Source organism: Mucilaginibacter sp., from assembly GCF_965277465.1.
Classification (GTDB): domain Bacteria; phylum Bacteroidota; class Bacteroidia; order Sphingobacteriales; family Sphingobacteriaceae; genus Mucilaginibacter.
The window spans coordinates 1562019-1574617 of the sequence record NZ_CBDICW010000002.1 but is presented as its reverse complement, the minus strand read 5'-3'; the positions used below and the strand labels follow the sequence as shown (position 1 = coordinate 1574617).

12 protein-coding genes are annotated in these 12599 nt (G+C 39.6%); 3 read left to right on the top strand and 9 right to left on the bottom strand.

Translation table 11 applies throughout. From position 1 onward, the window contains the following. Positions 1–97: 97 nt before the first annotated feature. The 4 genes from ACQY4U_RS19285 to ACQY4U_RS19270 all read right to left on the bottom strand — a co-directional run bounded on the left by ACQY4U_RS19285 (position 98) and on the right by ACQY4U_RS19270 (position 5463). Positions 98–370: a hypothetical protein gene (locus ACQY4U_RS19285; protein ID WP_428331089.1), complete on the bottom strand. Its 273-nt coding sequence runs from the start codon at positions 368–370 to the stop codon at positions 98–100. Between the two features lie 158 nt (positions 371–528). Continuing rightward, positions 529–2655 (bottom strand): polyribonucleotide nucleotidyltransferase, encoded by a 2127-nt coding sequence (gene pnp / locus ACQY4U_RS19280; RefSeq protein ID WP_428331088.1) that lies wholly within the window; start codon positions 2653–2655, stop codon positions 529–531. Between the two features lie 129 nt (positions 2656–2784). Next, positions 2785–3063, bottom strand: a complete 279-nt coding sequence (gene rpsO / locus ACQY4U_RS19275; protein WP_073400969.1) for a 30S ribosomal protein S15 — start codon at positions 3061–3063, stop codon at positions 2785–2787. A gap of 162 nt (positions 3064–3225) precedes the next feature. Beyond that, complete coding sequence (locus ACQY4U_RS19270; RefSeq protein WP_428331087.1) at positions 3226–5463, bottom strand: S41 family peptidase; 2238 nt, start codon at positions 5461–5463, stop codon at positions 3226–3228. A 115-nt stretch (positions 5464–5578) separates the two neighbouring features. Between ACQY4U_RS19270 and ACQY4U_RS19265 the strand changes: the two genes are divergently transcribed. Beyond that, entirely contained in the window at positions 5579–5998 is a 420-nt protein-coding gene (locus tag ACQY4U_RS19265) for an acyl-CoA thioesterase (protein WP_428331086.1), read from the top strand. Between the two features lie 349 nt (positions 5999–6347). Here ACQY4U_RS19265 and ACQY4U_RS19260 read toward each other — a convergent pair whose 3' ends face one another. The 5 genes from ACQY4U_RS19260 to ACQY4U_RS19240 all read right to left on the bottom strand — a co-directional run bounded on the left by ACQY4U_RS19260 (position 6348) and on the right by ACQY4U_RS19240 (position 11177). Then, positions 6348–7469, bottom strand: coding sequence for a hypothetical protein (locus ACQY4U_RS19260; RefSeq protein ID WP_428331085.1), 1122 nt, complete (start codon positions 7467–7469; stop codon positions 6348–6350). 13 nt (positions 7470–7482) lie between these two features. Next, positions 7483–8622, bottom strand: a complete 1140-nt coding sequence (locus tag ACQY4U_RS19255; RefSeq protein WP_428331084.1) for a hypothetical protein — start codon at positions 8620–8622, stop codon at positions 7483–7485. After that, positions 8622–9257 (bottom strand): ABC transporter ATP-binding protein, encoded by a 636-nt coding sequence (locus ACQY4U_RS19250; RefSeq protein ID WP_428331083.1) that lies wholly within the window; start codon positions 9255–9257, stop codon positions 8622–8624. The genes ACQY4U_RS19255 and ACQY4U_RS19250 overlap by 1 nt, the downstream gene beginning before the upstream one ends. A 62-nt stretch (positions 9258–9319) precedes the next feature. Further along, entirely contained in the window at positions 9320–10234 is a 915-nt protein-coding gene (locus ACQY4U_RS19245) for a helix-turn-helix domain-containing protein (RefSeq protein ID WP_428331082.1), read from the bottom strand. Positions 10235–10331: 97 nt separating this feature from the next. Next, positions 10332–11177 (bottom strand): SDR family NAD(P)-dependent oxidoreductase, encoded by an 846-nt coding sequence (locus ACQY4U_RS19240; RefSeq protein ID WP_428331081.1) that lies wholly within the window; start codon positions 11175–11177, stop codon positions 10332–10334. A gap of 342 nt (positions 11178–11519) precedes the next feature. Between ACQY4U_RS19240 and ACQY4U_RS19235 the strand changes: the two genes are divergently transcribed. Continuing rightward, positions 11520–12308: a PASTA domain-containing protein gene (locus ACQY4U_RS19235; RefSeq protein WP_428331080.1), complete on the top strand. Its 789-nt coding sequence runs from the start codon at positions 11520–11522 to the stop codon at positions 12306–12308. Next, positions 12292–12597, top strand: a complete 306-nt coding sequence (locus tag ACQY4U_RS19230; RefSeq protein WP_428331079.1) for a rhodanese-like domain-containing protein — start codon at positions 12292–12294, stop codon at positions 12595–12597. Before ACQY4U_RS19235 ends, ACQY4U_RS19230 begins: the two co-directional genes overlap by 17 nt. The last annotated feature ends 2 nt before the right edge of the window (positions 12598–12599 follow it).

Sequence of the window (12599 nt, the reverse complement as noted above, 5' to 3'; positions counted from 1 at the left end):
ATTAAAGCGTTCGCTTTTGATGCAACAGCTGTTCGTGAGTGAACAATGGATGAAGATTTTAAAAAGGAAGCGGGGCAGGATATTTCAGACCGGAAGATCAATCACAGTTAAGCAGCAGATCATAATATTTCTGCATTAAAACAGTATCGTAGTTAACCAAAGAGTTATAAGCTTCGGTAACAAGCTCATTAAGGATGGATGATCCGAGTTGCCCTCCACCGTTGGGGATAGAATCGTAATAGGTAATTAATTCTTTAACCCTTATAATTTCATATAATAATAGCTGGACAAGGTCTGTTGGTGAACCAGACTGAACCCCCGCAGCACTATTATTAATAAAATCTAAAGGATCGTTATTGGTAGACGCCATTATTATAAAGGGATCGGACTAAAGGGTTCATCAGCTAACTTTAATAAAAATGAAAGTCAAAAAAACAGAATTTGTTTTAAATAATTTAAAAAAAATAAACAAAAACAGTAAAACCCTCATTTAGAGGGTTTTACTGTTTAAATAATAATCTATATTACTTATTTTGCACTTTCCGGACGCGGCAATAAAGCTTTTCTTGATAGCTTTAATTTACCTTGCTTATCAACGTCAAGTAGTTTAACACGTACTTCGTCGCCAATTTCAAATATACCGTCCATTGTTTCAATTCTGCGGTGATCAATTTCTGATATGTGCAGTAAACCGTCTTTACCCGGCATAATTTCAACAAATGCACCAAATGGCATAATTGATTTTACTTTACCTTCGTATATTTCGCCTACTTCAGGTTTTGAAGCAATTGCTTTTATACGTGATACTGCTTTATCAATAGCTTCTTTGTTATCGGCAAATATCTGAACAACGCCCTGGTTGCCCACTTCTTCTATTGAGATAGTAGCACCGGTTTCACGCTGCATTTCCTGGATGATCTTTCCACCGGGACCAATTACGGCACCGATAAATTCTTTATCAATACGGATGGTAATGATACGAGGAGCATGTGGTTTGTAATCTTCGCGAGGTTGCTCAAGTATTTTAGCCATTTCGCCCAAGATATGTAAACGACCATCTTTAGCCTGGTTTAACGCATTGGTTAAAACTTCGTATGATAAACCGTTTATCTTAAGGTCCATTTGCACAGCAACAATACCATTTTGAGTACCGGTTACTTTAAAGTCCATATCACCTAAGTGATCTTCATCACCTAAAATATCAGACAGGATAGCATACTTGGTTCCCATTTCGTTGGTGATCAAACCCATCGCGATACCTGATACCGGCGATTTGATTTTGATACCAGCATCCATCAACGCCAATGTACCGGCACAAACCGTAGCCATTGATGATGATCCGTTTGATTCTAAAATATCAGAAACGATACGGATAGTATAAGGGTTTGCATCCTCAGCAGGCAATACTTGCTTTAAAGAACGCATTGCCAGGTTACCGTGACCAATTTCGCGACGACCAGCTCCCCTGTTAGGACGAACCTCGCCAGTTGAGAAACCAGGGAAATTATAGTGTAAAAGGAATTTCTGGTAACCATTGATGAATGCACCATCAATCATTTGCTCATCATCCTTAGCACCTAAAGTAACGGTGGTTAATGATTGCGTTTCGCCACGTGTAAATACTGCCGAACCGTGAGCAGATGGTAAATAACCAACTTCACTCCATATTGGGCGTATTTGTGTAGTTGTACGGCCGTCTAAACGTTTACCTTCATCTAATACAAGGTTACGGATAGCATCGTACTCCACATCATGATAGTATTTTTTAGCAAGAAACTTAGTGATGTCATCAATCTCGCCTAAAGTAGCGATGTAAGTATCACGTACTTCTTTAAATTTAGCTGTACGCTCATCTTTACCTGATGCAGATGATGCGATAGCATAAACCTGATCATAAGTAGCTGCGTAGATAGCTTTCTTTAAATCTTCGTTACTGTGTTCGTGGCTGTAAACGCGTTTAACGGTTTTACCAACTTCTTCAGTTAATTCTTTTTGAGCTAAACACTGTAATTTAATAGCAGTGTGTGCAAATTTAATAGCTTCAACAAGTTCAGCTTCCTGAATTTCTTTTGATTCACCTTCAACCATGTTGATGTCGTGCTCAGAACCGGCTACAATAAACTCTAAAGTAGCGTTAGCTAACTGGCTTAACGTTGGGTTGATAATTAACTGACCATCAACCTTAGCAACACGTACTTCAGAGATAGGACCGTTAAAAGGAATATCAGAAACTGATAATGCTGCTGATGCTGCTAAACCAGCAAGACAATCAGGCATAATATCTTTATCTGCAGAGATCAAAGAGATCATCACTTGTGTATCAGCGTGATAATCTTCAGGGAACATTGGGCGTAAAGCACGGTCAACCAAACGCGAGATTAAAACCTCATAGTCTGATAAACGTGCCTCGCGGCGTAAAAAACCACCCGGTATACGACCAGTGGCAGCATATTTTTCCTGATAGTCAACAGAAAGTGGTAAAAAATCAACACCTTCTTTTGCATCATGCGATGATACTACGGTAGCTAATAACATGGTATCACCCATTTTAATTACTACAGAGCCATCGGCTTGTTTGGCCAGTTTTCCGGTTTCGATCTCAATGGTGCGGCCATCACCTAAATCAATAACCTTTTTGATTACGTTTAAACTCATCTTTTTTTTGTTTTGATGCGCTTTTCATCTTTCGGAGCGCATCGGTTTTTTATGTGTGTGTATGTTGTTTGAAAAGTAAAAAAGCCATCCAGATAAATCGGACGGCTTTTTGAAAAAAAATAAGAAAAGTTATTTGATGATATCCCTTAGCTGTAAAGCCTTGATGATAGCACGATATCTTTCAATGTCCTTTTTAAATAGGTAAGCAAGCAATGCACGGCGTTTACCTACTAATTTTTGCAGTGATAACTGGGTTGAAAAATCATGTTTGTTCTTTTTCAAATGTCCTGTTAAATGTGCAATACGGTAAGTGAATAATGCCACCTGACCTTCGGCTGTACCTGTATCGGCAGCGCTTTTACCATGTTTTGCAAAGATCTCTGCCTTTGCTTCTGAACTTAAATATATCACTTGAATAATATTAAAGCGTAAATAATTTGATTAATTGAGCGCAAAGGTAACGGTATTTTAGGTAATTAACAACACTTTGTTTTAGTTAATAGCTTAATGGATAAAGTGAGCCATTTATACTTAATTCGGCGTGCATTATCCCTTAAATATTGTCACCATTTACTTATCTAAAATCGTTGCCTTTGCCTTTTCAAGCAACTCGTCACGGCCGGCTTTTATTCCGGCTATGGTTGGCTTTATGGTTATATCAATTTTAACACCTTTACGCTGTGTTTCATCACCTTCAGGATAATAAACACCAAGGCCCGAAATCATGGTTGATATTCCGCCGGGTAATAAAATTGGTGATACATCCCCATCGGCTCCTGCTGTTGTACTGCCAATTACTTTAACATTTGGCGAACTTTGAAAAGCCATTGTGGTATACTCTGCCTGGCTTTGCGAATGTTCATTTACTATAACTACAATCTTGCCTTTATATTCATCGCCGGGAATAACATTAATAGCAGGCGTTATGGTAAAAAATCCTGGGAAATGATAAGTGCCCTTTGAAAATTTCACAAATGGCGCGCTATTGGTTTTTATATAAGGACCAAATGTAAAAGGCATAAACTCCGATGGATAACAGCGCATATCAATAATAATACCCTTTGTACTGTTGAACATTGTTTTTATTGCCTCCAGATCTTTATTGTGGTATTTACCCGGGTATAAGTAACCAATATCCTTATTTATCAAATAAAACCCAGGTGCTTTTGGGGCTGGATCACGATCTATGCCATAATCAATTTTAGAAAAAGGCTGGCCTTTAACCGTAACTAACTGGTGCTTGCCATCACGTATAATATCCAGTATAAAATCAGGTTCGTTTGTCCTTAATAAATACGCTTTAGGCATATCCCTTAACTGGGTGGCATAGTTTGATGCCGGGGTGTAAGGCAGGTATTTTTTGATAAGGCTGCTTACTGCCTGCCCGTTAATGCGATCAATAATATCGCCCGGTTTAACCAAAGCCTCTAAAGTAGCTGTGGTATCATAATAACCTGTAACTACTAATCTGTCTTCAACAAAGTTGGCCTGGAAAGGCGCACCATATTTACCCTTGTAGTTTGATAATGCTTTATTATAGCTATAAATATTGGCATGTGTATCGTGGATGCTGCCAATTAAGGCCAGCGTATTTAAAGCATAATCCTGCCCGTTGGCTGCTAATACAAATTTGGGGATACTGTTAACCAAAACATTATTCCAATCCTCTCCTATCAAATACCTGTACGGGTAAAAATAGTTGATCATATTCCAGTACCTGTACAGGCATAATAAACGATAGCCTGCATCGGGATAAGTAAATTTGCTGTAGGTATTTTCGTGTATAAAAGATGGATTGCCGTTTGGCATCATCGTAATATAATAACCTGCCCTATTGTTGCGGTTATTTAAAATGTAAGTGAGTTTTTTTGTGAGCGAGGGCGACAGCACTGTATTGGTAAACAGTATACCATAATTGGGTTTAAGCTTTATAACAACGTCTTTTCCTATTGCCTCACAATCCTTACATACCGGAGGTACACCTAAACCATCAACCCATTTTTCAATTACGTTACTCAGGGATACATTATCAGTAGTTTTAATTACCAATGGCATAATCCTGAAAAGTTCTGCATCCCAATTAATATTTCCGCTTGCTACGGCAGGGTGATGATATTTTAAAAAGCCCCAAACCTGGCCCAATGCAGTGAGATTGATAAGCTGCTGTTTACCCAATAAAACAGTATCAATTTTTGATGCTAAACTGAATGATGTATCCTTTTCGGCCTTAGTTAATACTATTTCTTTAACGGTGACTTGCTCTATTGGCTTACCGTTTATATACAGCCTGAAATTATCGGCCCAAAGCTTACCATCTCCTGATAATAATGCCCCGGCATGTATGTTGATAGCCTTTGCCGAATCATAAGGCAGCTCGATGGAATATTCTTTCCAGTCTGTATTGCCGGTAACACCCCGGCTCTGCATGTTATCAAATGCTGGGGTGCCATCTATCCGCAACCAAAGCCCGGCATAACCGTTGGCAACATTTTCGGTTTTAAGGTATCCCCTAAGTTCTACCCTATCGCCTTTAAATGTTTTAGGGATAACAAAATCTATCACGCCAAAATTACTGTCGTCGTTTACTTTTTGAATAGATAATGAATACTTGCCTTCTTGTTTTACAACACTATCCACCTTAACCGGGTAGGCCGACAACTGCTCTTTTTGGAAATAGGTTAACCAGCCGACAGCTTGTTTTTTATCGGCACTTAAAAGTTCCATACCGCCATTAAACTTAACCTGGGCCGAAAGCGAACCGAAGCTTAGCAGGAATACGATTAATAATATTGGTTTCAGGTGTTTCATTAAGGGTTATGATAAGTTGAGGTAAATATAAATAACCCGGCTAAACATGGGCACAATTTTATCTTTTTTTAACATTCAGCCTTTTTTAGCAGATGTTTATTGCCATTTTTGCTGAATGGAAAATCCCATCTACGCTACTTTTGAAACCGAGTTTCGTGTAAGGCCCGATGATATTGATATGTTTCACCATGTGCATAACAGTAAATACTTTGACTATGTGCTTGCCGCCCGTTACGACCAGATGGAACGCTGCTATGGAATGCCGATGGAGAAATTTATGGAGCGCGGCTTTGGCTGGGTAGTACGTACCGCACATGTAGATTATAAACGTGCACTGACCATGGCCGATTATTTCATTGTTAAAACAGGCATAGAATCAATTGATGAAAAAGGCTGCCGCGTTGCATTCACCATAACTAATAAAGCTACTAAAAAAGTATGCTGCGATGGCTGGTTTGATTATGTAATGATTGATATGGCTACCGGAAGAGGTGCCAAGATCCCGGAGGATATTATTCAGCATTATTTGGTTTAGAATGCCTCAACTTGTCCCTTGCCTAAACACTTTTTCAAAGCACTGCCCGTGTGATTCCTTCCTTTGGGAAGGTGGAGGTAGGGTTCTATGCGTTTGAAGGTATTTAGAGGTAAATAATATAACTGTCCCGCTCATAGCCGCGGGGGCTTAGTTACTTTCCCTTAGATGGAATTAACCAAAGATCAAGTCACAAAAACCTTCCCCGCTGCAGGCCATACACCCAGGCCCGCTTTTCTGACAGGCCCTTGCCTGCTTTTTGATTTGTATAGTTTAGGCGAGGCTTTTAAAAGCACTGGCCTGTGCGATTCCTTCCCTGGGGAAGGGGAGGTAGGGTTTATCCATCATGCTTTTAAAGTCCTCTCCTTTGGAGAGGATTTAGGTGAGGCCTATCATACCTTTTACGGAATATTAAATAGGCAACACCTAAATTAAATGGTATCAGTAACCATGTCAGCTTAAATAATATCACCCAAAATACAACCACAAATAAACCCAGCAGCCATTGTATATACTTATCCATATTAACGCCCAGCCAATAGATAAGGCAATGCAGCAGCATACAAGTGCTTAATCCGAATAACAACAACTCAAAAGCTATCGGCGGACTAAAGCGGATAAACATCCAGATAACCTCGGGTACCAGTAATGTAAAATAGGTTTTCAAATAATTTAAAAAGCGACTTGCGTAACTATAAGGCAAATTGCGGCTAAAACTTAGGTAAGTTTCCTCAAAAATATGTTCCTGGTAAATGAGATTAGCATGCGCCATTATGATAGCAAGCATGGCTATGCCCGCCACCCGCACATCGTATTGTACATCGGCAAATAAATAAAACACACCGGTAACTATCAGCCATGATAATGCTTTGGTAATTATATAAGTCACCTTCATTTTATCAAACACATTATAAACAAACAAGCTAAAAAGGGGCTTGTGCCATTTGCCGCTTAACTTTAACAGTATTGATTGTTTACTGCCATCTATTAATTTGTTTACTAACCTTACATATAACCAGGCGCTGCCTGCTGTTAACAATAACAGGTAAAGCAATATGGTAACCGAGGCTAAATAATATTGATTATATAAACCCACGCAAATAGCTATAAGTCCGTAACTAATAAGTGGCAGCAAAACAACTACCTGCATAAAAAACCAGCTTTTAAACTGCGGTATTTTGCTTATTGAGTTACTGCTATAAAACAGAAACTGCTGGTTAACCGCCAAAACCTGCCCTGATGTGTAGTGAATTGTTTTTATGGTATAAACAGCCCAAAGTGCAAAAACCACTAACATCATAACCGGCCCGGTTATAAATGCTAACATCAGGGTTTTCTCATACATCCATAATTTATCTGGCGGCACAGCGCCAACCATTACCAATCCAAAAAATAAAAAGAGGCCTGCATGCGCACGGTAAAAACCGTTGGCAAATATTTTTATCAGGATATGTGTGAATGGTGATGGCTTCATATAAGTAACCTGATCAGGATAAACTTAATTCGGCTTTATAATAATTTAAATAAAACACACTGAATGATGCGACTAAGCATACCGGGATCAGCAGCCACATCAGTCCAAAAAGAATAGTAAGCGACAAAGCAAAAAACAATACAAAGATCCAGGGCAGGTATTTATTCATGGCCAAACCAATATAGTAAAACAGACAATGGAACAGCATGATTATACTTAAAGCCAAAATCAATAAGCCAGCAGCCTTTAGCGGATTAAAATCAGCAAAGAGCCAAATGCCCTCCGGAAGTAATAATAACAAATAAGTAAGCACATGTTGCCTATAAATACGCCCAATGCCATAAGGTAGGTTACGCGAAATACCCAAATAAGTAAGTTCAAATTTATGCTGCTGATAGATGAGTATTGCGTGGGCCATTACTATTCCTAAAACAGTTAGCGCGGCAACCCTTATGTCGGTACGCACATCTGCAAAAGAAAACACTACCCCGATAATGATTACATATGACAAGAATTTAGATAAAAGGTAAGTGATCTTCAGCTTATCAAACATGTAATAAATAAACAGGCTGAAATAAGGTTTGCGCCAATAAGCGCTAATGACTAAAACCCACCCTCTGCCCTTATTCTTCACGAGGTTATTGATCAGTTTCACATATAACAGGGCGCTTATGGCTATCAGCAGCAAAGCAAACAGCAAAATACATGTTATCATTATATAATGCTGAAAAAACAACCCGATTACTGATGCCAGCAAAGCATAACATACAAAAGGTAAGCTGATTATCAGCTGCATATAAAACCAGCTTTTAAACTGTTTAGCCCTACCCGATGCTGTGCTGCTGTAATACAAAAACTGGTTATCGGCAATCGATAGCTGTGCGGATACGTAGTACCAGCTTTTTATGGTGTAAATGAGCCAAGCTATAAAAAACAGGATCATTAAACCGGGGCTACTCACAAAATTAAGCAGGATAATAAAATGGAAATAGGTTTCTTTACCCGGCGCTAAAAGTTTTACATCCCCGGCGGTATTGATAAAAAAACAATAGCCGATAAGTATCACAAACAGAAATATAAGCAAGCCCGAATGCACTTTATAAAAGCCCCGGGCAAATACCTTTACCAATATATTGGTCAGCGCTTGCTGCATTAACTATTAAATTGAAGCGTTTGGTTAGCTACCAACAGTTCGCCGGCGCCCAATATCTCGTCGGGATCAAGCGACTGGTGGGATGAGAGCATAAAGCTTACGCCTTTTTCGCTGTGCTGCTGTCTTATCCAGCTGTATAAAATTTTGAGCGATTCAGTATCAATTGTGATCAGCGGTTCATCAAGCAGGATCAGTTTAGGGTTACCCATAAAAGCCAATACCAGCGAAAGCTTTTTAAGCATCCCGCTCGAATAGGTTCCTATAGGCCTATCCACAAAGCTTTGCATTTTCATGCTTTCAATAAAGTACTGCTCCTGCCCTGACCCGGCATCCTTGGCTGATGCAAACAGGCTGATCATTTCCTTGCCGGTTAAAAATTCAGGGAATAACGGCTCAGCCTCGGCAAAATTAACCAGCTTACGGTAGGCCACCGGTTGTTTTTTTATGCTGATAGTGTCGTTTAATAAAATATCGCCTTTAAAGGCCAATATCCCGGCTATGGATTTAAGCAAGGTACTTTTCCCCGATCCGTTTACACCTTTTATCCAGTAAATACCAGGCTCAACTGTTAGGTTATCAATTGTTACGGCCGGGTAATCGCCATAAAATTTCTTAAATTCTACAAAATGCAGCATCAGGAAGGTTTTGGTTTAGATACCGTGCTGCGTAATTTGTTACAATATGTAGGGCACAGCGCCTACCTTGCCCCTGTTGGCAGCCTGAATGATGATGGCGTGGTATTAGTTTGCTTTTTAAAGAAATGATTAAAGTGACCAGGCTCTTCAAAGCCAAGGCAATAACTTATTTCGGCAATGTTCCAGTTGGTATGCTTTAACAAGGCTTTAGCTTCGCTTACCAGGCGCTCAAATATTAAACTGGTGGTTGTTTTTCCTGTAGTTAGCCTGATAGCACGGTTGAGGTGATTTACATGCACGCTCAGCCGATCGGCAAAATCCCTGGCAGACCGTAATTTAAATTGCTGGCTTACTGATTCAATGGGAAACTGCCTTTCCAGCAGATCAGTAAATACGGCTGTTATGCGGGCGTTGGCATCAGCATACTGGTACAAACTTTCTGATGGCTGCATTTTTAGCGCATGGTGCACAATTTCCATCAGGTAACTGCGGATCAGATCGTACTTAAAGGGATAATCAGTTGCAATCTCCTGCTGCATTTTTTTAAAAATATCGCTAACCTGCTTATCTGAAGCATCATCAAGCTGAAATGCAGCTTTTCCACCAGCCCCGAACATAGGCAGATCCCTGATATTGGTACGGATATGATCAGTAAAAAAGGCTTCCTTAAAAATACAGAAATAGCCCGAATGTGTTTCGCAAACATGCTCAAATTTATAGGGCACCAATGGGTTAAAGAACAACAGTGTTGTACCCGAAATTTCAAAGCTTTTATCAGCATAATGAAGCAAATGCTCGCCGCGTATCAATGATACTTTGTAAAAGTCGCGCCTACTGTATTTAATAGGTGCTTTACCGGTAACGGTATACTCCTCGGTATTAAAAACATTAAAATGGCCAATATCCTTTTGCAGATCATTGGGCATCCAGTTAAACTTCTGTTTATAAAAATCCTCTATCGATTCTATATCAGCCATATTGTAAAATTAAAACATATAACTATTATATTGTAAAGATGGAGCCACAATTTAGCCCATCTGCATAATACAAGCTTGAACTTTTAAAGCCTGCTTATTATCCGGAAAAATCAGTGATGAACGAAAGGTCCTTCCACTTCTCTAACTCATCATCAAGTGCATCAATTTTTGCTTTTGCCCTGTTGTAAGCATCTGTACCCATAAATAAACGCACGGGTGGTTCAGGAATTTCAGCTAAATGGATAAAAATCTCTGCCGCCCTTTCCGGATCGCCGGCCTGCTGCCCGTTCATGGTTAAATACCTGGCATGTGATACCCTTACTGATTTATAATCTTCAATTTTATTCTCAGGCAGCACCAGCGAATCGTGAGATAAAAATTCAGTACGGAAAGCTCCCGGGGCAACCACCGTTACTTTAATACCTAAATCCTTTACATCCCCGGCCAAAACTTCTGAAAGGCCTACTACTGCAAACTTGGTAGCACCATACATGGCCCAGCCGGTAGCCGGAGCAAAACCCGCAATAGATGCTATGTTGATGATATAGCCTGATCTTTTTGCGCGCATTAAAGGTAAAACGTTCCTGATCACGTTGATGGTTGCAAAAACGTTGATATTAAAGCTATCATTAATTTCTTTTTCAGATAGTTCTTCAACAGTGCCGCCTATACCATAACCTGCATTGTTAACCACTACATCAATACCACCAAATACACTGTTGGCCTGCTGTATTGAACGTTCAATAGATTCATTGCTTGTCAGATCAACCTCGAGTGGTAAAAACAGGTCTTCATTATAAGGCCCTACTTGTTTTTTCAATGTTTCGGCAGATCGTGAAGTTGCTGCCACCCTATACCCCTCGCTCAGTAACTTTTTTACCAGTGCCAGGCCTAAGCCTTTTGATGCACCGGTTACGTACCATACTTTTTTCATGCTTTTCATTTATTGGTTTGTAATACAAAGATGCTTCATAAAAGGAGGCAAGCGGTTGTAAACTTCAAACCAATACTTGTAAAATTCAAACAATTTTAATTTTATGGCGATGATAATTGATTGAATTATTAACGCAAGGTTATCATTTATCAAATATTCGTTGCTATAATATGATGCCGGGATACATAAAAAACAGGTACAGAAAGAGTACGGATAAAACAACTTATCAAATAAATGGGTTTGTACACCGTTATTGAATGTTGAGCTAAATGGGACAGGTATAATATATGAAATCCGAAATTTTCCCTATGTTTGATTACTATTTCACTATGAATATCCTTATAAATACAAATGAGTAAATTTTGGGCTTATTTAAAAACTAAACAGTTCCGCCTCAATGCAATACTGGCCATCGGCTCAATTATTATTGTTGTGCTGATCGTTTTTTTTAGTTTAGGTTTTTATACCAGGCACGGCGAAGGTATCCCCGTACCGCAATTAAAAGGACTTTCGGTTGAAAAAGCCATGAGTATTTTGAAAGATCAGGGCTTTGAATATAAAATTGATTCTGTTTATGTGCTTGACCAGCCACCGGGCTCGGTAGTTGAGCAGGATCCTGATGCCGGAACTAATGTAAAAGAAAACAGGACGATATATTTAACAGTAATTACCCGGCTTGCGCCACCCGTTGCCCTTCCTGATCTTGAACCTTATACTTACCGCGAAGCAGTTGCAACACTTTCAAACTTCGGCTTAAAGGTTGGCGATACTACTTATAAATCAGATATAGCGCGCGACCGCATACTTGAAATGCGCTTTGCCGGGCAACCTATTAAAGCCGGAACCAAGATTCCGCAGGGATCACGTATTGATCTGGTATTGGGAAATGGCGAAGGTGCCAGCGAGGTTGAAATTCCGGATCTGGTTAACCAGGATCTTGATGCTGCTAAATTCGTGATTAAAAATGGCGGGCTCACCTTGGGTACCATAACTTACCAGGGACAAATTACCGATTCAACAAGTATGGTGGTAGTGGCACAATCACCCATGAAAACCGACTCGCTATCAAAAACCAGCAATGGCACACGCATAAACCTTACGGTTTCACAAGGTAAAAAAACAGATGTACCCAACAATTAACGGCCAGGAATTATTAACCCGTTTAAATAATGGAGAAAACTTAAATTTGCTGGACGTTAGGGAACTGATAGAATATCATACCTATAACATTGGCGGTAAAAACATACCATTACCAAAACTGAAGGAAAGCATTGCAGCATTAGGGTATAACAAAACCGACGAAATTATTGTTGTATGCAAAGCCGGATTAAGAAGTGAAACGGCGCAAACCTTATTGATTGAAAACGGATACCAGCAAGTGCTTAATTTAAAGGGCGGGCTATTGGCCCTGCAAAAACTGAAACGATAAAA